The 23047-nt window shown below is 67.3% G+C and carries 19 protein-coding genes; 13 read left to right on the top strand and 6 right to left on the bottom strand.

Features of this window, described 5'->3' with window-relative positions; all coding sequences use genetic code 11:
• The first annotated feature begins 58 nt into the window (after positions 1-58).
• From HUW62_RS06005 to HUW62_RS05965, 9 genes are all read left to right on the top strand, one after another.
• The gene (locus tag HUW62_RS06005) at positions 59-1192 is read left to right on the top strand and encodes a hypothetical protein (RefSeq protein ID WP_255203265.1); all 1134 of its coding nucleotides are present in this window, start codon (positions 59-61) and stop codon (positions 1190-1192) included.
• A gap of 228 nt (positions 1193-1420) precedes the next feature.
• Positions 1421-1888 carry an SDR family oxidoreductase gene (locus HUW62_RS06000; protein ID WP_217911150.1) on the top strand — a complete coding sequence of 156 codons (468 nt, stop codon included), beginning with the start codon at positions 1421-1423 and terminating at the stop codon, positions 1886-1888.
• On the top strand, positions 1885-2493 hold the full coding sequence (locus HUW62_RS05995) for a hypothetical protein (protein ID WP_176433839.1): 609 nt from the start codon (positions 1885-1887) through the stop codon (positions 2491-2493). Before HUW62_RS06000 ends, HUW62_RS05995 begins: the two co-directional genes overlap by 4 nt.
• 142 nt (positions 2494-2635) lie before the next feature.
• The gene (locus HUW62_RS05990; protein WP_176433838.1) at positions 2636-4885 is read left to right on the top strand and encodes a hypothetical protein; all 2250 of its coding nucleotides are present in this window, start codon (positions 2636-2638) and stop codon (positions 4883-4885) included.
• A 68-nt stretch (positions 4886-4953) separates the two neighbouring features.
• Complete coding sequence (locus tag HUW62_RS05985) at positions 4954-5136, top strand: hypothetical protein (RefSeq protein WP_176433837.1); 183 nt, start codon at positions 4954-4956, stop codon at positions 5134-5136.
• 318 nt (positions 5137-5454) lie between these two features.
• On the top strand, positions 5455-6315 hold the full coding sequence (locus tag HUW62_RS05980) for an EamA family transporter (protein ID WP_163864902.1): 861 nt from the start codon (positions 5455-5457) through the stop codon (positions 6313-6315).
• A 45-nt stretch (positions 6316-6360) separates the two neighbouring features.
• Entirely contained in the window at positions 6361-8838 is a 2478-nt protein-coding gene (locus HUW62_RS05975; protein ID WP_176433836.1) for a carboxypeptidase regulatory-like domain-containing protein, read from the top strand.
• An 81-nt stretch (positions 8839-8919) separates the two neighbouring features.
• Positions 8920-10341 (top strand): hypothetical protein, encoded by a 1422-nt coding sequence (locus HUW62_RS05970; protein WP_176433835.1) that lies wholly within the window; start codon positions 8920-8922, stop codon positions 10339-10341.
• Positions 10342-10599: 258 nt separating this feature from the next.
• Positions 10600-11622 (top strand): hypothetical protein, encoded by a 1023-nt coding sequence (locus HUW62_RS05965; RefSeq protein ID WP_163864905.1) that lies wholly within the window; start codon positions 10600-10602, stop codon positions 11620-11622.
• An 81-nt stretch (positions 11623-11703) separates the two neighbouring features.
• On the opposite strand, the gene HUW62_RS05960 is transcribed toward HUW62_RS05965, so the two are convergent.
• On the bottom strand, positions 11704-13797 hold the full coding sequence (locus tag HUW62_RS05960; protein WP_176433834.1) for a PQQ-dependent sugar dehydrogenase: 2094 nt from the start codon (positions 13795-13797) through the stop codon (positions 11704-11706).
• Positions 13798-14436: 639 nt separating this feature from the next.
• On the opposite strand from HUW62_RS05960, the gene HUW62_RS05955 reads away from it, so the two are divergent.
• Positions 14437-14847 (top strand): hypothetical protein, encoded by a 411-nt coding sequence (locus HUW62_RS05955; RefSeq protein ID WP_163864907.1) that lies wholly within the window; start codon positions 14437-14439, stop codon positions 14845-14847.
• Between the two features lie 325 nt (positions 14848-15172).
• Complete coding sequence (locus tag HUW62_RS05950; protein ID WP_163864908.1) at positions 15173-15580, top strand: nuclear transport factor 2 family protein; 408 nt, start codon at positions 15173-15175, stop codon at positions 15578-15580.
• Between the two features lie 71 nt (positions 15581-15651).
• Here the strand turns inward: HUW62_RS05950 and HUW62_RS05945 are convergent, their stop codons facing one another.
• The 4 genes from HUW62_RS05945 to HUW62_RS05930 all read right to left on the bottom strand — a co-directional run bounded on the left by HUW62_RS05945 (position 15652) and on the right by HUW62_RS05930 (position 19550).
• Entirely contained in the window at positions 15652-16752 is a 1101-nt protein-coding gene (locus HUW62_RS05945; protein WP_176433833.1) for an alkene reductase, read from the bottom strand.
• Between the two features lie 236 nt (positions 16753-16988).
• Positions 16989-17777 carry a hypothetical protein gene (locus HUW62_RS05940; RefSeq protein ID WP_163864910.1) on the bottom strand — a complete coding sequence of 263 codons (789 nt, stop codon included), beginning with the start codon at positions 17775-17777 and terminating at the stop codon, positions 16989-16991.
• 332 nt (positions 17778-18109) lie between these two features.
• Complete coding sequence (locus HUW62_RS48520) at positions 18110-18652, bottom strand: DUF418 domain-containing protein (RefSeq protein ID WP_368670351.1); 543 nt, start codon at positions 18650-18652, stop codon at positions 18110-18112.
• Positions 18653-18965: 313 nt separating this feature from the next.
• Positions 18966-19550 (bottom strand): TetR/AcrR family transcriptional regulator, encoded by a 585-nt coding sequence (locus HUW62_RS05930; RefSeq protein ID WP_163864911.1) that lies wholly within the window; start codon positions 19548-19550, stop codon positions 18966-18968.
• Between the two features lie 205 nt (positions 19551-19755).
• Between HUW62_RS05930 and HUW62_RS05925 the strand changes: the two genes are divergently transcribed.
• On the top strand, positions 19756-20499 hold the full coding sequence (locus HUW62_RS05925) for an SDR family NAD(P)-dependent oxidoreductase (protein WP_176433832.1): 744 nt from the start codon (positions 19756-19758) through the stop codon (positions 20497-20499).
• A 70-nt stretch (positions 20500-20569) separates the two neighbouring features.
• On the opposite strand, the gene HUW62_RS05920 is transcribed toward HUW62_RS05925, so the two are convergent.
• On the bottom strand, positions 20570-21289 hold the full coding sequence (locus HUW62_RS05920; protein ID WP_163864913.1) for a hypothetical protein: 720 nt from the start codon (positions 21287-21289) through the stop codon (positions 20570-20572).
• A gap of 386 nt (positions 21290-21675) precedes the next feature.
• Here HUW62_RS05920 and HUW62_RS05915 point away from each other — a divergent pair, with 386 nt between their 5' ends.
• Positions 21676-22437 carry an alpha/beta fold hydrolase gene (locus tag HUW62_RS05915; protein WP_240356294.1) on the top strand — a complete coding sequence of 254 codons (762 nt, stop codon included), beginning with the start codon at positions 21676-21678 and terminating at the stop codon, positions 22435-22437.
• Positions 22438-23047: the final 610 nt, after the last annotated feature.

Below are 23047 nucleotides of genomic sequence, written 5' to 3'. Positions count from 1 at the left end.
CGACGACCGCTCCCTGGAAAAGGCCTTGCCTCACCCGCGAGCGTGCGCTCCAAGCTTCATGAGCACACGTCACGCGGGCGTGTGGATTCGCAAGGTGGCGGCTTCCATGGTGTCCGTTCGTTCTGTTGCGCTCTCCTGTCTCGTGGTGCTCGGCTTTGTCGTTGCTTGTGGCAAGGACTCTCCTCCTGGCCCTGTCGATCCCCCCGACGCGTCCGTGCCGGAGCAGTGCGACGGCGGCGGTGCCGCGCGGTGCGGCGGCGCCTGTGTGAATACCGAGGTCGACCCGGTGCACTGTGGTGGTTGCGACAATGCCTGTGCGAGTGGCCAGTCCTGTGAAGCAGGCGTCTGCGTCTCGCGCTGTCAGATTGACGGCCAGCAGGTCGACTCCGGGGCGGTGAACGCGGCGAACGCATGTGAGCAGTGCGTCCCGGAGACCTCCGCGACCACGTGGACGCAACGCGCGGATGGAACGCAGTGCGCTTCGGGACAGGTCTGCTCGGCGGGCGTGTGTGGCCCGAAGTGCTTCATCGACGGTGTCCTCCACGCCGAAGGCGAGCCGAATCCGGCGAACCCCTGCCAGGCGTGCTTGCCGGCGACGTCGACGACGCAGTGGTCGGCGCGCGGGAGCATTCCCCTGCTGGTCGGCGGTGCCGACATCACGGCGCAAGGTTGGACGGTGGTCCCCCAGTCGCCTTACACGCTCACGTATGGCGCGGACTACGTTCGCCTGGAGACGTCGACGAACACTGGCGCGAGGACGAGCGGGCAGTTGCTCCTCTCCAAGGCGAATGCAATCGATGGAACGAAACCCTTCAAGCTCCAGGTCACGATGCAGGTCGAGTCGGCGAGCCGCCACAACCAGCTCGACAGCGGCGCCGCCATCCTGGGGAGCTTCACGCCGACGGTCGGCAACTCCGTGGACCGTGCGCAGATGATCTACCTCGACAGCGCGGCGATCGGCTGGGCGGATGACACGCAGTCCGCCGCGTTCGCGGTGACTGACGGCGCGTACCACGTCTACGGGCTCTCGGTGGATGCGGCGAAGGTGGCCACGGTGAGCATCGACGGTGTCGCGAAGCTCACGCGGAACAACTTCACGACGAACGGGAACATCGCCATCGGTGACCAGACCAACGACCCGAATGTCGATGGCGTGACGCGCATCAAGTCCGTCGAACTGCTCTGTCCCTGATGCCGGAGGGCCCGTGGCGAGGCCCTCAGCCCGAGGCAGGTGGGCGGCGAGAGGCCGCTCACCGACTTGAGGTCGCCGCACCATCAGGATGAAGAACTCCTGGTCGAAGCGGCCTGAAGCTCGAGAGCTCCCGCCGCGAGGCGAGCCACGGCGGGAGCGTCACCTCGAAGTGGGGGCCATCGGGGGACTCCACGATAGACAGCTCGCCGTATCGCCCCCCACCGCAACGTGCACCTGAAGGGCCCTTTCTCCCTGACACAGGTGTTGCTCCCGCTGCTCGCCGAGGGTGCGGGCATCGTGAACCTGACGAGCGCGACGACGCGCATCGCCACCACGGGTGTGGCGCCGTACGCGGCGTTCAAGGGCGGCATGGAAGTGCTGACGCGGTACATGGCCAGGGAGTTCGGCGCGCGGCGCATCCGCGTCAACGCGGTGTCGCCCGGAGCGATACGCACGGAGCTGGGTGGCGGGCTCACCGCCGAGTTCGAGGCCGTGCTGGCGGCGCAGACCGCGCTGGGCCGCGTCGGCGAGCCTGACGACGTCGGCCGGGTCATCGCCAGCCTCCTGTCGGAGGAGACGCTCACCCACATCCCGATCGAGCGGCTGTGGGGCTTCTTCACCATTGCCCTCCGCGACGCGGTCCATGACGCTGTCCACCGAGCGGCTCCTCGGGGGCCTTCACGGAGGTCTCGATGACGCGCGGTGGTTGGATAGCGCTGATGCTGTGCTGCGGTGCACTCACGGTGGAGGCCGCCGAGCCGGCGGTCGCCGACTGTGACTTCCGGTTGGAGTGCCAGGTCGGAGCACACGTGTTCTCACTGGTCTTCGACTCTGCCTCGGGTGAGTGCATCGAGGACGACATGAAGGCCTTCGTGGAGACCTCGAAAGGGAAGGCCGAGCTGCCGCTGGAGAAGGCCTGGTACGGCCCCATCTTCAATGCCGCGGACGGGAAGTCCGTTTGCCGGCTCGCCGGAGCAAAGGACTCCGGTGGCGTCTCCGTCTTCGCGGTGGATGCCCACCGCGCGCTGGCGTTCTTCACCCGGGATGACCGCCCCGGATACGAATGGGTGGGCGTGGCGCTCATCGACGCGGCGACGGGGAAGGTGCTCGACGTGAAGTCGCGGCTCGGGCAGTCGAAGGAGCGCGTCATCGCCATCTTGAAGACGCCGCGCGGCTTCAAGCTCCAGTTGATTCGGGAGCACCTGAAGGAAGTGCGGTGCGACTGCTCCGCCGCCTTCGCGGACGCCTGGATGGGCGTCGAAGTGGCCAACGGCCGGATTCAGGCGCGCTGGATGCAGTGAGGCGAAAGACCTCGGCCAAGGCCATGCGGTCCTCCGGCCGTCCCGCAACGACCAGGAATGGCCTCTTCCTCCGTAGAGACTCCAGGCGCCGCACCTTGGATGTGTCGCCCCCGGCCCAGTCCCTCCCGAGGAAATGGTTCACATGGCTCGAAACAGACGTCTTGGCGGCGGCATGCTGCTGGCCGCCGCATTGGTCTCCACCCCTGGCCTCGCCGCGGAGGTGACGAACGTGCTCGCCTCGGACCGGTATCCGGTCCCCGCGGTCCGAGAGAGCAAGTACCGCAATCGCATCGCCACTGAGCTGGGAGGTGGTGGCTGGCAGACCTTCGTGGGGGACCTGCACAACCACCCCCGCGGCCATGACTCCATGGGCGGAGTGTCACTCAGCTTCACGCCCCAGATCATCCGAAGCGAGGTGCTGCTGTCTGCCTTCCGTCACGGCTATGACTTCTTCGGTACCAGCAACCACACCACGTCGTGGAAGGACTACGACAGTGATGACCCCATTTCCCAGCTGAGCCCTGAGCTGGATGCGAACGGGCAACCGGAGCTGCTCATCCTCACGGGCAGGGAGTCCCATGTGGGGCCCGATGACGGGACGGGCTCCAGCCATGACCACCACTTCAACAGCTTCAACCGGCGTCTGGAGGTCAACTCGTCCAACATCGGGAGCATGTACAACGCGATTCTCGACAACTACTCGGCGAATCCGCTCCTGAGCACCCACGTCCAGCTCAACCATCCGAACGACGACGTCTATTTCACGCTGCCCACAAACCCGGTCGACCGCCAGAAGGTGCGCGACGTCGTCGAACTCGCCGAGTTCAACGGGCTCCCCAAGTACTTCGAGCTGCTGCGGCGCGGCTTCCGTGTCGCCCCCGTCTCCAACACCGACTCGCACTCCTCCATCCGCGGGCAACTGGGCCCCGACTTTCAGGAGCAGAACCCGGATGGCTCCTGGAAGCTCCCTTACATCGACGAGCCCGGTGTACCCCGTGAGAAGACCCATGGTTTCGATGTGGCCCAGGGACGAGCGGGTGTCGTCCTACCTCCAGGCACGCCGTGGAACTATGAGAACTTCCTGACCGCGCTGCGCAACCGCTCGGTGTTCCGCACGGCCCTGCCGCCAGCCTCCGGCTTCTTCATGGCCAATGGCCGTCCCATGGGGTCCGAGTTCGCGCTCGGCCCCAGTGAGCGGCGGCTCGACTTCACCGTGTGGGGGACGACCAAGGATGGCACCGGCGGCGGCAACCACTGGCTGGAGCTCCAGGTCTGGAGCCCCTTCCAGTCGGAACCCATCAAGTCGATTCCATATGACGACGACCAGCTCATCGACCTGAAGGAGGTCTTCTCGCTGACGCCCTACGAGTCCATCTACGTCGTCACGCTTCGGCAGGAATGGTGGCAAGCGGAGGTCATCATGGCGCCCATCTGGGTCACCAACCCCGTCAGCAAGCCGACCATCCACTTTGAGTCTCCGGTGGTCAGCCGTGGCTCCCAATACCCGTTCCTGGCCATCAGCGGCGGAGGCGACAGCTTGCTCCTCCAGCGGGCGACAGCGCAGGCCCCCAACACGTGGCAGACCGTCGCGACCATCACCAATACCTTCCTCTATCCCATCGACCACCGCAGCCAGCCGCGAGTCACCCACTGGCGGGTCGTGGACCCCTACCAGCAGACCGTGGTCTCCAATACGGCGACGCTGACCGTCACGGACGTCATTGATGTGTCGGCCTCCACCTCCTTCACGCCCGTCCTGGATGGGGATGACATCAGCGTCCACTGGGCGCACCCGGAGCCACAGTTCGTTGATTACTACCTGTCGCGGGACAACGGCCTGACGTGGAACAAGGTCGGAGAGGAGGGCTGGGGCTATACGTCGCGGACGTGGACCTTCGACACGGCGGGCCTGGGTGGCTCGACGGTGCTGCTGAAGGTCGTGGACCGCCACGACTCCAGCTACCAGGGCGTCTCCACGGCCATCCCCGTCTCCAATCAAATTCGGGTGACTTCGGGCAATGCCACCATCAATGCCATTGCGGCTTACACCGTCACAGACAGGAACAAGGGCTCATGCTGGTGGTCCAGCAACGGGAACGAGCAGTCGGTGTACATCAACATGGAGCGCGAGTACCTCATCAAGCGGATGGAGGTCGACTTCGGGTTGTGGAACCCTCGGACCTGGTACATGGGCATCAGCCTGAACGGGACCACCTGGAGCATGAATGACAGCGGGTCGATGACTTATGCGCCCAACCAGACGCTCGTCGCGGATTACAGCCAGCGCCCGGGTGGTGGGCTGATTGCCAAACACGTGCGGTTCTACACGTCCGGGACGTTTACCGGTGTGAGCTACTACTCCCACGTGTGTGAGGTCCGCCTCTACCAGTAGCGGGAGGGCGCGCGCCCCGTCGCGCCCTCCGTCACCCCTATGACGTCAACAGGGGACCGGTGCATGCGGTGGCGGCACGGCTCGTCGATGACTCGGGAGAGCGGCCCCAGTTCAGCGCGCGCTGGCCCGTGGCGACGGCGACCGAGCCCGGCATCCAGGCCATCACCGTCTCCGGGCCGCGCGTGAATGGGCGGTTCGTGAAGGTCACCTGCACCAAGGGTCCGCTGTCGCTCAGCTGCGTCGAGGAGTGAGGGGCAGGTTGAAGGCGCTACGGGCCGGAACTGCGATAGGATGCGGTTCGCCGTAGTCGAACGTAAGGAGCAATACCGTGCCCAAGGGTCAAGAGAAGGCGAAGAAGGACAACAAGCCGAAGCTGTCGACGAAGGAGAAGCAGAAGAAGAAGAAGGAGAAGGCCGACAAGAAGAAGTAGCCCGGTCGGCCATCCAGAGCGCGCGCGCCTGGCCGCACCCGCTGCGAGCGGACGGGCCGCGCGACTCTGGAGCCCCGCTCCACCTCCAGCGGACGTTCTCGATGACCTGCCCCAGCGCGCCTGTGCGACAGTGGGCGGCATGTCTCGACTCGGAGGGTTGACCCGTCCGCGCACCAGCCCTGTGCTCATGGTGCTGCTCGGGATGAGCTCCATCCAGGTGGGTGCCTCGCTGGCCAAGCGGCTGTTTCCTGTCGTCGGTGCACAGGGGACGACGGCGCTCCGGCTCTTGTTCGCCAGCCTGATTCTGCTGGTCGTCTGGCGCCCCTGGCGCAAGCGCCTCACCCTCGCGGAGGCGCGCCCCATCCTCATCTATGGCGCCGCGCTCGGGGTGATGAACCTCACCTTCTACCTGGCGCTGGAGCGGATTCCCCTGGGCATCGCCGTCGCCATCGAGTTCACCGGCCCGCTCGCGGTGGCGCTCCTTTCGACGCGGAAGGCCGTCGACTTCATCTGGGCGGCGTTGGCCGTGGCGGGCGTCGTGATGATCCTCCCGCTCGCGGGGACAGCGGAGGCGCTCGACTGGGTGGGCGTGGGTTGGGCGCTGGTGGCGGGCCTCTGCTGGGCGCTGTACATCCTGTTCGGCCAGAAGGCGGGCGCGGCCGTGCACGGAGGGACGGCGACGTCGCTGGGAATGCTCACCGCGGCCCTGCTCGTCGCTCCCTTTGGCGTGGCGAAGGCGGGCACCGCGTTGCTGGACGCCTCGCTGCTGCCCTTCGTGCTGGGCATCGCCGTGCTGTCGAGCGCGCTGCCCTATTCACTGGAGATGGTGGCGCTCAAGCAGATACCCACGAGGACCTTCGGCATCCTGATGAGTCTGGAGCCCGCGCTCGGGGCGCTCGCGGGGCTGCTGTTCCTGGGCGAGCGGCTCTCCCTGATGCAGGGCCTGGCCATTGGCTTCATCGTCCTGGCGTCGGCGGGCAGTGCCCTCTCGTCGAAGTGAAGTCCGCGCCCCGGCCCTGCTAACATGACCTCCAGGGAGGGGCTCATGCGCGGACCATCCGTGGTGGCAATCACCCTGGGCGTGCTTGCCTTGGGCCTCGCCGGGGCGCTCCTCTTCTTCGGGACTCCTGTCGCCGAGCGGGCCGCGCCCGCGGTTCGCGAGTCTCCGGCGCGGAAGTCGCTGGCGGTGCCGCTCGACGCGGAGCAGGCCTCCGTCACCCGGGTGACAGGCCGGGTGCGCGATTCGACAGGCCAGCCCGTCGCGAGCGCGGAGGTGCGGCTGGAGCCCCTGGAGGAAGACGGCACCTCCGAACACGCCGTCACCCAGGCGGATGGGAGCTTCGTGCTCGAGACGACGGCGCCGGGCACTCGCGTCTTCTCGGTGTCCGCCGTCGGCCACCTGGATATCCTGTCCCAGGCCCACGAGGTGCCGCGCGAGGGCCTGGCGCTGGACTTCACGCTCGCGCCGGCCGTCCTCCTGGAGGGCATCGTCGTCGACGATGCGGGCGAGCCGCTGGAGGCGGCATGGGTGGCGGCGATGACTCCGCCCTGGCAGGTGGAAGACACGTCGCAACCTTCCGCCGAGTCGCTCGCCATGGAGCAGGCTGGGGGGACCCTCCACCGGCTGGGGACCTACGAGTTGGCCCGGTTCGAAACGGAGACGGACGAGTCAGGGCTCTTCGTGCTCAAGCTGCCCAAGGGAGGGCCCCATTCCCTGGTCGCCTCCGCTGAGGGCTTCGTCACCACTCGTGTGGAGGTGGAGGCGCCGGCCCAGGGACTTCGACTGGTGCTGCGCGCGGGTGGGCAGGTGACAGGCACCGTGGTGAGCGCCAGCGGTGAGCCGCTCTGGGAAGTGGACCTCTCCCTGAAGGCGGACGGAACGCAGACCGACTCCCCCAGCGATACGAGTGATGAGCAGGGCCGCTTCGGCTTTCGCACCGTGGAGCCCGGTCGATACACGCTCACGGCGGCCTTCGACATCGGGGGCCCTCATCGCGCCTCGCAGGTCGTCGAGGTGCGGCCCGGAGAGCCCTCGACGGTGACCTTGCGGATGGACACCGGGCTGACGGTGTCCGGCATCGTCGTGGATGAGGCAGGGCAGCCCCTGCCCGATGCCGAGGTGAAGGCCCTCTCCCAGCGGGACACCTACGCCGCGTTGGAGAAGCAGGAGCGCGGCATCCGCGTCGATGAGTCGGTCGCGAGCACGGATGCCTCGGGCCGCTTCACCGTCGCCCACCTGCTGCCCGGCAAGAGCCTCGTGAGCGTCGAGAAGCCGGGATACGTGCTGCGGGGAGACACGGGCGAGGAGGGAGCCCCGAGGGAGAAAGTCGTCACCGCGGGCGCGACGGACGTGCGGCTGGTGCTGCGCTATCAGGGCGGCCTTCGTGGAAGGCTGAGGCGTCCGGACGGCACGCCCATCACCCGCTTCACCGTCAATGACACGTCCTTTCAAGACGAGGATGGCGCCTTCCGGCTCCCCATCGAGGAGCCAGGCGTGATGTGGCTGACGCTCGACGCCCCGGGGCACACGCGCACGGTCCGCGAGGTCCAGGTGGAGCCTGGCCAGGATGTGGACCTGGGCGACCTCGTCCTCGAGGCGGGGCGGCGCGTGCGCGGACGGGTGGTGGACGCGACGACCTCCGCTCCCATCGCGAAGGCACGAGTCACCGTCCGACTCACGCGGCCCGCACGGGTGGCCGGGTCGGAAGGGGGAGGGGTCCCCGAACTGGCGAGCGCCCAGACGGACGCGTCGGGTGTCTTTGAACTCGAGCCGGTGGAGTCGGGCCCGCTGTCCCTGGACGTCGCCCACTCCAGCTACCTGCCTGTTCAACAACAGCTGGGCTCGGGTGACGCGCCGCTGGAGCTGCGGCTCTCGTCGGGGGCTCGGCTGGAGGGCACCGTGAAGGACCGCGACGGGCGGCCCGCGAACGGGGTGCTGCGAGTCATGCCCATGGGCGAGCAGGAGCGTCACTCCACGGGCCTCCTTCGGGTCAAGGAGGGAGCCTTCGAGGTGGGAGGGCTCGAGCCCGGGGAGTACGCCATCAAGGTCACCACCCAGTACGACTTGCTGGGGAACCCCTGGTCGGAGACCCACTCCAGTCGATACGTCCCGCGCAGGGTGACGCTCGCGCCCGACGAGCGGCGGGTGCTTCAGTTCCAGGAGAAGGAGGGGCGCGCCACGCTGCGACTGCGCATGCCTCGCTTCACGGGCATTGCCCCGGAGAACATCGCCCTCGACCTGGCGGTGCTCATTCCAGGGACGGTGCCCCAGGTGCGCAGCTACGGGAGGGTGGAGGGGCTCGGACGTGACCTGGGGGTTCCCTGCCCGGCGCCCCTGGCTTCTCCCGAGGTCGTGTACGACGCTCTCCCCGGGGGCCGCTACACGTACCTGCTCGTGGGCAGGAATCCCGAGGGACGCCCCCCCTACGTGGTGCATTCCGAAGTGCTGGTGGTTCCCGAGGTGGGCGTCCTGACGCGCGACATCCAGCCTGTCTGGGTGCCCATCACGAGAATCATCCACTGACGGCCGAGGTGCCCCGGGGGGCCCCTTGAGAAGCAATGCCTCGCACCCCACCTTCCGGCCCCTTGGGCTGGAGGTGCGGACATGCATGTCAGGAATCAGAGTGCCCTGTTGTTGCTGGGCATGGTGTTGGCGGGTTGTGGTGCCTTGCATGAGGACGCCGGTGAGGAGGTGAAGGCCCAGGCCTGCCCTGCCGGGGTGGCGTCGCGGACGAAGGTCGTCAATGCCCCGGGGGCTAATCCCTATACAGGACTGAGCGGCCTCGTCGATGTCGAGGGGACGCTCTATTTCACCGTCACCCCCGTGGGGACGGGGGGCGCGGTGTTGTGGCGCAGTAACGGCACGGATGCGGGCACCGTCCAGGTGAAGGTGTTTCCAGCGGGAGTCTCCGCGGAGGGAGACGCGGTGGCGGTGGGCAACAAGCTCTTCTTCCAACTTCATGACTCACCCACCGGGATGGCGCAGCTCTGGGTCAGCGACGGGAGCGCCAGTGGAACCCGGCTCGTCAGGGCCTTCACCCCGGGCTTCAATGGCCCCGCGCTGCTCAGCGCCACCGCCATCAATGGTCGGCTGGTCTTCTTCCACCTGTCCCCGTCGGTGGCGGAGCTGTGGAGCTCGGACGGGACGAGCGCGGGCACGGTGCAGGTGGCGAGTCTCACCGGTGTCCTCGACCTCTACTTCAAAAACACATTGCAGGTGGGCAACGGCCTGCTCTTCTTCCGCGCTCAAGGCGGGGGCATGACGCTGTGGCGCACCGACGGCACGGTGGCGGGGACCACGTTCCTCAAGCAGTTGGACGCGGGAGCGGTGAGCATCGCGCAGGTGGGCCGGGCAGGGGACCAGGGCTTGTTCGTCCTGCGAGATGGCATGAACCACGAGGTGTGGAAGACGAATGGCACGGCCGTGGGCACCCTCCGGTTGGACACGTTCGGTCAGTCCGTCCGCCTCATTGGCGGACTGGGCTCGAAGGTATACCTGGCCAGGGGCGCGCAGCTCTACAGCCTGTCGCTGAGCGGCGGTGGCAGGACGTTTGTCACCACGCTGTCGCGCGACAACGCGAACCAGCGCCCCTCGGTCCTGCGGGCGGTGGCCTCCGGCGGCTCCCTCTACTTCTCGGTGGCGCTCGAGGGCTCGAGTCCCGTGCCTGACGACGTGAGGCTCTGGGTGACGAATGGAACGGCGTCGGGGACGCGCGAACTGTTCCGCTCGCTTCATCGCAGTGACGACTCCTACTCCCCCGTCTTCGCCACCGGTGCGGGCGACGTCTTCTTCACCGGCTCACCCGACGGTACGCGCAACAGGCCCTGGTTCACCCGTGGCACGGTGGCGACGACCGGACGGCTCGCGAACGTCAACGTCCCGGTGGTGCTTGGACTTGATCCAGATCCCTTCGTCCGCGCGGGCAGTCGCGTGTTCTTCCCCGCCATCGATGAGACCGGCCTGCAACAGCTCTGGTCCGTGCCAGCCTCGTTCTCCTGCCCGCCGGGATTGGCCGTGTCGATGTAACCTGGTTGCATGAGTGAGGGCCCGTGTCTGGCAATGCAATGGCACGGGCCACTCGAGCTTCCAGGGGGCGGTGCACCCCGGCTGCAAGAGTGTGCGCGGTGTTCAACGGCCGTCCGTTCTCGCGGCAGAATTGCGCGGGGCCGTGCACGGGTAGCGCGTGGTGGATGTGTGGCTTGCGATGAGGCGGGAGGGACATGTTAGCGGTGGGCCTCTCATGCGGTCCGCCATGGCGCGGTCCCCACACCCCGAGGTCACATCATGAAGACACTGTTCTCGAAGACGTTGCGCCTGGTGACCCTGGGCGCCCTGACGTGGGTCGGCGCGCCGGCCGTGGCGCAGACCGTGCCTTTCTCTCCCTTCGCGCCCTTCGAGCTGCGGGTGAACTTCCAGCCCGCCAACGTGGCGGTGCCGGCGGGTTTCGTCGCGGACTCGGGGCAGGTGTTCGGGAGTCGGGGCAATGGCCACACGTATGGATGGAGCGCGGACAACACGGCCAACACGCGAGACCGCGATGACGCGAACACGCCGTCCCAGGCCTACGACACCGTCATCCGCACGCAGAATGGCGGCAACTTCACCTGGGAGCTGGCCGTTCCCAACGGCTACTACCAGGTGCGGCTGGTGGCGGGAGACGCGAGCTTCTTCGACAGCGACTACATCTTCAGCGTCGAGTACTACGGCCACGTGTTGAAGGGCACGCCCACCACCGACAACCGCTTCGTCGAGGCGGTGACGACCGTCGACGTGAATGACGGCCGGCTGACGATTCGCAATGACAGCGCCGCGGTGAACAACAAGCTGGCCTTCGTGGAGGTGAAGCGGAAGTTCGGGGTGGACATCAACTTCCAGCCGGCCTCTGCCTCGCCGGTGGAGATCTACGCGATGCTCACCGACTACGGCCAGGTGTACGGGAGTCGGGCCTACGGCTTCATCTATGGATGGAACGTGGACAACACGGCCAACATGGTGGACGCGGGCTACGACATCGACATCCTCGCGCAGCGTCACGCGCGCATGCAGCAGGGAGGCGACCGCGTCTGGGAGATTGCCGTGCCCAACGGCGTCTATGAGGTGGAGCTCATGGCGGGAGACCCGAGCACGAAGAACGGCTCGTACCGCATCCAGGTGGAGGACTCGGTGCTGCTGAGTGGTGTGCCGACGGGGTACGGCTTCACCAATGGCTGGGGCGTGGTGGCGGTGTCGGACGGCCGGCTCACTGTTCGCAGCGCGCCAGGCTCCGCCAACAACAAGCTCAACTTCATCCGCATCCACCAGAAGTAGCCGCGAGTGCCCCGGAGCCGGGCGACTCCTTCCGGCCCATGCCCCCGGCGCCTCCTGGGCACCGGGGGCATCGAACGCTCGCTACTGCCCGAGCACGACGCGGAAGATCCGCTCGTTGCTGTTGTCGGGGATGCTGTCCTTGTCGCCCTGGTTGGTGGTGGTCATCCACAGGTTGCCATCGAGGGTCGGCTCGACGGTGCGCAGCCGGCCGTAGGTGCCGACGAAGTACTGCTGCACGTTGGTCAGCTCGGTGCCGCTGATGACCTCGCGGTAGAGCCGCGTGCCACGGGCGCAGGCCACGTAGAGGACGTCGCGGACCACCGCGATGCCGGAGCAGGAGCCTTCCGCCGTGGAGTAGGTCCGCTTCGGAGCGATGTACCCGGCCGTCGCGCAGCCCGAGCCGCCCTGGGACACCGTGCCTTCACAGTTCGGCCAGCCGTAGTTCCCACCCCGCTGGATGAGGTTCGTCTCGTCCATCACCGAGTTGCCGAACTCCTGCTCCCACAGGCGGCCCTGGGAATCGAACGCCAGCCCCTGCGGATTGCGGTGGCCGTAGCTCCACACGTAGTTGCCGAACGGGTTGTCGGACGGGATGGTGCCGTCCGCATTGAGGCGCAGCACCTTGCCAGCCAGGTTGTTGAGGTCCTGGGCATAGGCGCCGTTCTGGGCATCGCCCGTCGACGCGTAGAGCTTCCCATCCGGTCCGAAGCGCAGGCGCCCGCCGTTGTGGAACTTGTTGCGGCCGATGCCCGAGAGCAGCACCTGGAGCGAGGAGAGGGTGAGGGCACCGTTCTCGTACTTGAGGCGCACGATGCGGTTGTCCGTGGGAGAGGTGTGCATCACGTACAGCCAGCGGTCGGTGGAGAAGGTGGGAGACAAGGCCAGTCCCATCAGCCCGCCCTCGCCGTCGGTGCTCTGCACGTTGGGGACGGTTCCCACCGACGTCTTCTGGCCCGTCGCCGGGTCCAGGCGAACGATGTTCTGCGCGTCCCTGCGGCCGTAGAGGACCGTCCCGTCCGGCAGGTTCACCAGTCCCCACGGGATGTCCGTGTCGGTGGCGACCTGGGCGACGGAGCAGACGTCGTTCGCGCAGGCCTGTCCGGTGGTGACCGTGGCGGCCGAACTCTGGGCCGAAGCATTGGCCTGCGCGTCACGGGCCACCACGGTGTACGCGTAGGCCGTGTTCGGGGAGAGGCCGCTGTCGACGAACGTCGTCCCCGGCGGAGCGCCGGACACCGTTCCAATCTTCACGCCCCCTCGGAACACGTCGTAGGCGCTCACGCCCACGTTGTCGGTCGACGCGCTCCAACTCACCGTCACGCTGGTGCCCAGGGCGGTGGCGGTGACGCCCGTCGGAATGCTGGGGGCCTGGGTGTCCACCTGGCACGGCGGAGGGGTGATGGTGAGCGTGGCGCTGCCCTGCGAGACGTTGCCCGCGGCATCCCGCGCATTGACATACAGGCCCCACGTCGCCCCGGGGACCACCGTCAAATCGGTGGACACCACGGCGCCGGAGACGGCCTTCATGTGCTGACCGTCGTGGTAGATGTCATAGAAGGCGACCCCCTGGTTGTCCGTGGAGGGCGACCACGTGAGCGTGGCCGAGTCGCACGTCACGTTGGACAGGACGAGTCCCGTGGGCACGGTGGGAGGCTGGGTGTCGGGCGGCAGCGACCACTGCTGGTTCGTCTGGCCGTTGCAATTCCAGACCGCCACCGGAGAGCTGTTGGCCGTGGCCTGACCGGACACATCCAGACACAGCGAGGTCGCCGTATGGACCACCGTGCCGTTGGAGTTGCGGACCCACCGCTGGTTCGCCGCGCCGGTGCAGGCGCTGATGACGGCTCGGCCTCCCGCGCTGGCGGTAGCAGGCTGGACGCACCAGGCGCCGTCGAACACGCGCAGCTCGCCCTCGGGCGTGAACAGGAACCGCTGGTTCGCCTGCGCGTGGCAGTCGTAGATGTTGAGCCCTTGCCCCGATGTCTGGCTGTTCTGGGACACGTCGAGGCAGCGGCCGGACTGCACGCCGATGAGCCGGGTGCCCGCCGTGACCGCGGCGGTCTGCGTGGAGAGTTCCGAGTCGCTCCCCGCCTTCTCCCCGCAGGCAGCGGCGGTGACGAAGAGCAGGGCGAGGGCTGTGCGGCGAGCTGCGAAGGGCAGGTGACGAAGGTGCATTGACACGCTCCTGGGTGTTCCATCTCCTTCCTGGTATTCCGGATTCGGCTCAAGTGAACTTTCCGCGCCGACACCCACGGATGTTGAAACCCAATCAGCAGGAGCCCGCGAGCGCACGGCACCCCGCAGCCAGCTCGCACCTTTTCGTCAGGAGCGGATCTGCTTCGGTGAGGAGGGGGCGGTTTCGCCATAAATATATGGCGGGGGCATATGGCAATGTGAAGGCATTCGCAATGCCATGGCGTCTCTGGGACGTGGCGTGTTTCAATTCCTCTCCAACCCGCCTCCAACGGATGGAGGCGAAATCCAGAGGGTGGCCCGATGATTTCGTTGAAGCGTGCGGCGTATTTCGCGCTGGCGGCAGCTGGGCTCGTGGCGTGCGGACCGATGGACCCGCGAGAGCAGGAGCTCTCCCAGGCGGAGAACGGCCTGCAGACGTGCCAGGTTTTCGACGCATTGTCCTACGTCTCTCAACAAGATGCCTGCGATATGGCCCGGTCTCAGGGAGAGCAGTTCTGCGCGAGCCTGGGCGGCGTCGAATACGTGGGGCCCTGCTTTCACTCCGCCTTCTCGAACCCTTGGCGCGGTGGCCACGGCGTCTGCTGCAACCAGTAATCCCTGTCGAAGGAGAAGCCCGTCATGAAGCAATTTCTTGGTGTCTTCGCGGCACTTGTCGTCTCGACCCTGGTGGCCTGTGGCGGTACGGCGCCCGTCGAGGCGCCCGAGTCGCTCGGTCAGGATTCGAGCGCCCTCGTTTCATGTTCCACGGAGTGCTCGACGGGCCCGTCGCTCTCCTGTTGGGGCAACTCGTGCTCGGCGTCCAACAACAGCTACGTCCAGTGTGACGGCGTCTATCAATACTGCCCCACCACGCCCCCGCCTGCCATCGACTGTAGCTGGTCGAGCCAGGCCTGTGTGAACGTCCTGGGCACCGGCTGCTCGCCCCCGGGCTCCCGGCGCAAGTGCTGCATCGGGGACGAGCCCTTCGGCAACTGCCAGTGCACCACCAGCAACGTCTGGACGTGCACCGTCCCCAACGAGGACCCGTAGGCCCTACGAGGCTCTGCTGACCTCCATCCAGGGCCGACGGTGACGGACGGCCTCGGTACGACGCGGGCCGCGCGGACAGTCATCTGTTCGCGCGGCCCCGGCGCTCGTGGGCTGACAGAGACGCGTGGCGCGGATCTCCAACCCGGCCGTCGAGGGATTCCCGCCCGAGAGGCCTTCCGTTTCCCACGGCGGCCCGCACCGCGACAGCGCTTGCGGGCGCTGCTCAACGAAGACTCTTGAACGCTCTCGCATGCGGACGCTGTCTGGCTTGTGCCCCGAGCAATAGGCTCTCACGACGAGGCACGTTCCACGTGGGAGGGCATGGATGACGTCTGATAAAGATCGGGTGCGGGAGTTTGCTCGCAGGTACGCGGAGGCGTGGTGCAGCGGCGATCCAACGAGAGTCGCCGCCCACTATGTACCCGGCGGGGTGATTGCCATCAATGGTGGGGCGCGCACGGAGATAACGAAGGCGGCGCGATCGTTCATGGACGCGTTTCCCGACATCCAGGTGTTCATGGATGACGTCATCGTGAAGGAAGAGACGGTCGAGTTCCACTGGACCCTCACCGGCACGAACACGGGGCCTGGCGGCACCGGGAGGCCCGTCCGAATCTCTGGCTTCGAGGCGTGGACGCTCGGAGACGACGGGCGCGTCATCGAAGCGACGGGGAGCTACGACTCGAACGAGTACGCCCGTCAGCTCCAGCAGGGCGCGGCGGCGACCTCATAGCGCTGGCCCTGCCGGACAGTCCCCGCGCGAAGGTCGCTTCCGCGCGGGGTCCTTCCGGTGTGCTGCTCGGGTCAGAGGGTGGGGTAGTCGATGTAGCCCTTGGCGCCACCGCCGTAGAGCGTCTTCTTGTCGAGCGGGGTCAGGGGCGCGTTCTCACGCAACCGGCGCACGAGGTCCGGGTTGGAGATGTACAGCCGGCCGAAGGAGACCAGGTCCTCTCCCGCCTCGACGGCCTTGCGCGCGAGCTCTCCGTCGTAGCCGTTGTTGACCATCCACGCGCCCTTGCCGCCCGCGTCGCGGTACGCCTTCTTCATCGCGGCGTAGTTGAACGGGCGGTCCTCCATCTCACGCGGCCCCCCGGTGGCGCCCTCGATGACATGGATGAAGGCGAGACCGAGCTTCGCCAGCTCCCTCACGACGTACTCGAAGAGCGGCTGCGGGTCGGAGTCGAACGCGTCGTTGGCGTTGGTGACGGGGGACAGGCGGATGCCCGTGCGCCCGGCGCCCACGGCGTCAATCACCGCGCGCGTGACTTCCAGCAGCAGGCGGGCCCGGTTCTCGAGGCTTCCGCCGTAGTCGTCCGTGCGCTGGTTGGAGCCCGTCTTGAGGAACTGGTCGAGCAGGTAGCCATTGGCGCCATGAATCTCGACCCCATCGAAGCCCGCGACCTCCACCGCGTCGCGAGCGGCACGGGCGTAGTCGCGAATGATGCCGGGGAGCTCCGCCGCCTCCAGCGCGCGAGGAACGGAGGTGGGCTCGAACGTGGGGACTCCGTCCCTGAACAGCACGGTCCGGGTCTTGGCGACGATGGCCGACGGTGCGACGGGCGCCCCGTTGCCCGGCTGCAGCTCCGTGTGGGACACGCGCCCGACATGCCAGAGCTGGGTGACGATGCGGCCACCGGCCTCGTGCACGGCGCTCGTGACCTTCTTCCACGCGGCGAGCTGCTCGGGAGCATACAGCCCGGGCACGTCGGCGTAGCCCTGTGCCTGGGGGCTGATGGCGGTGGCCTCGCTGATGAGCAGCCCGGCGGAGGCGCGCTGGGCGTAGTAGGTGGCGGCGATGTCCGGGGGGATGGCGTTGGGGGAGCGGTTGCGCGTCAGCGGCGCCATCACGATGCGATTGGCGAGGCGCAGGTCACCCGCGGTGGTCGGGTCGAAGAGGGTAGGCATGTGCGTGTCGTGAGTCCGAGGGGGAGAGGCGGCCCACCGTAACGAGCCGCCCTCCACGCCACCAGACCAGTGTGCTGGGATTCGTCGCGACCCGGGCCCGCGAGGGCGAGTCGGAGGGCCGAGGGGCTCCGTGCCCGCCAGCCTGCATGGACCCGAGGGGCGCGGTGGCAACTGGCTTGCAGTGGGCTCCAAAGACGTCGACGTGCCCTTCATCGTCCGCGCCCGCCCGCGGTGCTTCAGACCTCCAACACCTTCGAGGTGTGCGGCGACACCTGCATCAGGCGGACGGAGTCCATTCCCAGTTGAGTGGCGATGGCGAGCAGCGCCGCGTGGCCGTATGTGTAGGAGTTGTACTTGAATTCGCCGTGGTTCGGGTCGAAGACATACCAGTCCTGCCAGGCCATTCCATGGGACCGGTAGATGCCGACGGCGTGCGCCCGGGTCGTGTTCATCTCCGCGAAGAAGAGGAGGTAGGCCGTCTGCTTGGCGACCCGGGACAAGATGTCCGTGAAGGAGGTGACCAGGCCGGGGAGGGAGTTGGGTGTCAAATCCCAGTGTCCGACCCCGGCAAGGTGAAGATTGAACGCGAGGGCGAGCTTGGATTCGGTGGGGGTCAGCCATGCGCCATTGTCGAAGAACCGGCCCCTGGTGATGGCATTGATCTTCAGGCTGTCCGGGTCTTTTCCAGGTTCGAACTCCTCGGAGTCGATGCGTCGATTCAGCTGCGCGGAGTGTCTCGAGAACTGAAGTTGCCTGACGTTGTGTGCATCGGAGTCCAGTTGGTTCTGGTAGTCCCGATGCTGTTTCGTCACTTCTGGGAGGTCGAGGAGGATCTTGCCGATTCGTTGAGCGGAGGTCTGCTTGAGGGACCATTTCATCCAGATATCCGCCGACAGGATCTCCCTTGCCCATCGACAGGCAAAGGCGAAGCACAGGTTCCCACCGTTGTGCTCTCGCTGCCGCATGGGGTGATACGCATTGGCGTTCTGCGAGAGCAAATCCCCGTAGGTCGGGCCGGTCAACATGGGTTGGCTTGTTCCGGGTTCTGAGGGCGAGATGGGCCTGACGAGCGCAGCCCCTCCCCGCGGCTCATGGCGAGGCTGCGAGCCTGCAATTGCGCGGCCAGCAGGCCGCACGCGGGGGATGGCGGGGCCGTCCGAGAGCTCGAAGGTCCGGGCTCGCTCAGTCGCGAGAGGAGGGTCGTGCGGTTTGCGTTTCAGGCAAACGCAGGTGCGTCCCTGGAAAACGCGTGCCTCTTCGCGGATGAGCCGTATACCTACAGCGCCAGCTTCTGGAAGCGCACCGAGATGTACACCCCGTATTTCTGAGCGGGCTCACTTGTCGTCACAGGCGGGCGCTACGCCGACGCCGTCGTGCGCTGGCTTGAGGCGTCATCACGGCGCATCGGTTGGGCCTTCCCATACGTCAGTGACCGCCACACCCACTCCGCGGGGCCGAAGCGGAACCGCGACAACCACAGGTGGCTCCACACCACCTGGACGGAGAAGACCGTCAGGCAGTAGGCCACGCACGCCGCGGGGCCCAGTTTCGTTATGAAGCCCAAGCCGTACCCGTAGAAGAACAGCGCGCTGATGACTGACTGTGACAGGTAGTTCGTCAGCGCCATGCGTCCCACCGGCGCGAGCAGACCGAGGAAGCGCTGCCAGGTGGCTCGCTGGAAGAGGAGGGTGATGCCAGACACGTAGACGGCCGCGAAGCCCAGCTCGCCCAGGTTCCGCAGCGGCGCGGTGACGAAGGGCACCCACGTCGGCAGCGTCTCTGGGGTGAAGACCTTCTTCAGCATGAGCTGCTGCAGCACCAGGCCGCTGCCGCTGCCAATCACCCCGGCCACCAGCCCCCACCCGAGGAACTGGCGGAACAGCCGCAGGTGTCGGGGCACGTCGTGGAACAGGCGGCAACTTCCCGGCCACCAACAGGGAGAACGCCTGCCAGGTGGCGATGTCGACGAGCGACGCGTCGTTCAGCTTCGCGAGGACCTGCTCTCGCGGCAGGAACGCCCAGCCGCTGAACCACACCATCACATTGGAGATGAACACGCCGCACAGGGCAAACCCACGCAGTGTGTCGAGCAGCGCCAGTCGCTCGCTGGACTCCACGGGACGGGCTTCGGCGCTGGGGGTGGAGACCTCGGAAGGGGAGGGCGTCATGCCAGGAGAAACCGTGGGCAACCTGAGCCCGCCTGCCCATATTCCTCAGCCGAGCAACTTGCGACGGCTCGTGTCGAGGATCTCCTTGGAGAGCCGGGGGTTCGACTCGGCGACGGCGCGCGCGAGCACCACCGCGCCCACCACCTCGCTCCAGAGTCTGACGGCCTGCTCGCGTCGCGCGGCGGAGGACACGTCGGGCGTCGTCTCCGCCAGGTGGTCCGTGATGATGCCGAGCACCTCCTCGAGCCCGCCCGTGAAGCTCGCCTTCACCTCCGCGCCCTGCCGTGACGCATCCGCCGCCAGCGCGGCGACGGTGCACCCGCTTGCCGGGTCATCCCGGTGTTCGAGCGACAGGTAGTGCTCGATGAAGCGCTTCCAGGCCCTGGCCCGCGACTGCCGCAGCTCCTCGGCGAGCGCGGCGTTGGCGCTCCCGAGTGCTCCCGCGATGACCTCCGCCGCCAGGGCCTCCTTGGAGTCGAAGTGGTTGTAGAAGCCGCCGTGGGTGAACCCCGCCTCCTTCATCAAATCCGCGACGCCCACCCCGTCAAAGCCTCGCTCACGAAAGAGCCTCCCGGCGGTCTCCAGGATGTGCCGCCGGTTCTCGGCCGCCTGTTCCTTCGTGAGTCGCATCTTCCACTCCTCCCAGCCCCGCGGGTCCACGGCGGGTCCGCTTGACGCGTTGGATGCCGCTCATTACTCATCGTCTCGATTCAATGATGGTCGTCATTATTATGGCTGGCAGGCAAGGGTCTCCGCAAGCAGCGGGCGGCCTGTCGGGCCCGTGGACGACGGGATTCCTTCCCAGCAGCTCTTTTGAACGAAGTGGAGACGGGTCATGAGCAAGCACTCTGGAAAAGTCGCGGTCGTCACGGGCGGTACCTCGGGCATTGGCCTCGCCGCGGCGCAGCGACTGGCCAACGAGGGGGCGCACGTGTTCATCACGGGGCGTCGGCAGGGAGAGCTCGACGCGGCGGTGAAGCAGATTGGGAAGAACGTGACGGGCGTGCGGGGGGACGTGGCGAAGCTCGAAGACCTGGACCGCCTCTACGACACGGTGAAGCGCGAGAAGGGCCACCTGGACATCGTCTTCGCCAACGCGGGCGGAGGGGAGTTCGCGCCGCTGGGCTCAATCACCGAGGAGCACTTCGACAAGACCTTCAACTCCAACGTGAAGGGGCTCTTGTTCACCGTGCAGAAGGCGCTGCCGCTCTTGCGCGAGGGCGGCTCCATCATCCTCAACGCGTCCACCACGTCGTCGACGGGAACGCCCGCCTTCAGCGTGTACAGCGCGACGAAGGCGGCCGTGCGCTCGTTCGCGCGCAACTGGGTGCTCGACTTGAAGGGCCGCAAGCTGCGCGTCAACGCCATCAGCCCCGGGCCCATCAACACGCCGGGGCTCAGCGGACTGGCGCCAGGGCCAGAGCAGAGCGCGAAGTTGCTGGAGGAGATGGCCAGCGGAATCCCGCTGGGTCGCCTGGGGCGCCCGGATGAGGTCGCCCAGGTCGTGTCCTTCCTCGCCTCGGATGAGAGCAGCTTCGTCAACGGCGTCGAGCTGTTCGTCGATGGAGGCATCGCGTAGATCTGACAGAATCCCAGCCAGCCTCGCGGCCGGGACCTGCCCGGAGCCGCGAGGCCAGGAGGAACAGACCTCAGTAGTTCAGGTTGACCGCGAAGTGGAACGTGTCACCGGACGCGTCATCCACGTCCGCGCGGTAGTCGAAGTTGGTGCCGCTGCGGTAGTACCAGAGGTAGCCGCCCGCGCCGACGTTGCGGATGACCTGGTTCTGGATGTTGAGCGTCACGTTGCCGGAGGTCGGGCACACGGCGGTCTTGTGGTAGTCCACGTTGCCGCGCTGCGCGTAGGCGCCACCGCCCCAGTTGGTGAGGCACATCTTCCAGTCGTAGGCCGCGTTGCAGAAGTTGTCCTGGAACCAGGTGATGTCGCACGGACCGTAGGCCGCGGCGCTCGTGTTGCCGGAGGCCAGGCCGTCCTTCACGATGGACTCACCGCGCTCGGACGCACCCTCGGCGTCGCGAGGGGCGGGGGACGTGCGCATCAGCTCATAGCGCTGCTGGGCGATGCCGAGCGCCTGGGGCACGTCGCCGCGGCCGGTCAGCTTGCTCCACGCCGCCGCGGGGCCCACGCCGTCGATGGCCGCCGGAGGGTTCGGGTAGATGCCGGCCTCCATGACCATGACTTCACCGTCCGCCAGCTCCAGGAACTCGACCACGTTGCCGTTGTCGCGCTCCACGCGCGCCAGCACCGACGCGGGCGTCTGCGCCTTCTCCGCGGCGGCGGTGTCGGCGCCCTCGGTGCCGCAGCCCGCGGCGAGGACCATCATCATGACTCCAGGGACGAAACGCTTCATTGGGACTTCTCCCGAGCAACGCTCCTGGCGCTGCTCCAGTGGTGGGGTTGGGTTCAATCGCGCGCCGTCGGCGTGCTCCCATGCCTTGAGCAACGGCCGTGCCGCGCGGGCTCCAGGGGGAGTGCGAGGAATCAGGGGCACTCGAGGACAAAGACGGCCGGCAAGTCCTGCCGTGTCACAGGCTGCTCTTGCCGTCTCCTTGCCCCCACTGGAAATGCAATGGCGGACAAGTGCAGGCCTCTGGCGGCCACACGTCGGGCGGCCGGGAGGGAAGTAGGGCAGACTCGGTGGATGAGGGCCCCGGCGCCACGGATGGCGCGGTGGGTGGACGGGCAGTGCCCGTACCAGGGGCCGGGAGCAAGCCTATGAAGCACAAGGAAGCCAGGATGGTGTCTGTCGATGGCCCGGCGGGTCGGCTGATGGCGACCGTCGAGGGCGACGGTGGCATCCCCACCCTCTTGCTGCACGATGTCGCCGCGGACCGGACGCACTGGGCCGAGACGCAAGCGGGCCTCGCGACGCGCAGCGTGGCCTTCGACCTTCGGGGGCTGGGTGAGAGCAGCGGCTCTCGTGGCCCCTTCGGCGTGGAGGCGGCGGTGGAGGACATCGTCGCGGTCGCCGATGCGCTGACTCCCGAGAAGTTCGTCCTGGTGGGGCATGGCTTCGGAGCCGCGGTGGCCGGCGCCTTCGCCGCGTACTACCCCGAGCGCCTGGCGGGCCTCCTGTATGTCGAAGCGCCGGGAGACCTGCGCCGCATGCCGAAGGCCGAGGCGGAGGCCTGGCTCGACAACTTCAGCGCCGCGAAGTACGGCGTCTTCCACGAGCACTGGCTCACGCCCCAGCTCCTCGCCGCGAAGGATTCCACGCGCGTGCTGGTGATGAAGACGATGCGCACCTCGCGTCGCGAGGCCATCGCGGGAAATCTGGAGTCATTGCTCGTCCATGACCCGGACGCGGCCTTCGAGCAGTTCAAGGGCCCCACGCACGCGCTGGTGGCCTCCACCGGCCCGGAGACGCTGGTGGGCCAGCGTCCCGACCTGTCCCGCTCCGTGGCGCCCCACGCGAGTCACTGGCTGATGCTCGACTCGGCGAAGTGGTTCCACACGGAGATCGTCCGCTTCCTCGGGCAGTGCCGGCACCATCCCTGAGCCGGCACTGCCGCCTCACCTCGCTCAGGTCAGGGCAGCGGCGCCAGCTCCGGCACCATGGGCACGCGGCGCGCGCCGGGGCCATTGGGCGTGGCCGCGTACGTCGCGCCCTGGCCGATGGGCGGGTTCCACACCGAACTGGAGCGGAACGGCTGCGGCGTGGCGTCACGCGCGTCCCCTGCGTGTAGACCCTGAACTCGTCGAAGCGTGCCAGGTCGTCCTGGCTCGCGAGCAGGCCCACGCGCGTGGCGGACTGGTGGTCGGAGTCGTTGACGCCGCCCTTGAGCACCCCGTGTTGGAGGGATTCAGGCTCCACGTCTGGGCGCCTTGCCTCCGGGGCGCCCACTGGCTCCGAGCCGCCGCAGCCCGTTCCCAGTGACAGCAGGGGGAGACGCACTGGAAGGCGCGGGACACGGCGAAGGCATCCGCCCCTGGCGGAAAATTGGCCACTGGCAGCAACTTTCACCCGGACGGGCGGAGAATCCGATAAACAAATTGGTCGATTGGTTTTTTACCCGCGACCGCAGGCTGCCTCCGAAGAGTGAGAGTCCATGGCCCCGATTCGCCGCGCCGACACCCCGACACCCTTCGCCGTGCCCCAGCCGAAGGT

This window comes from Myxococcus sp. AM011, assembly GCF_013372595.1.
GTDB lineage: Bacteria > Myxococcota > Myxococcia > Myxococcales > Myxococcaceae > Myxococcus > Myxococcus eversor.
This window is presented reverse-complemented; position numbering and strand designations above follow the sequence as displayed.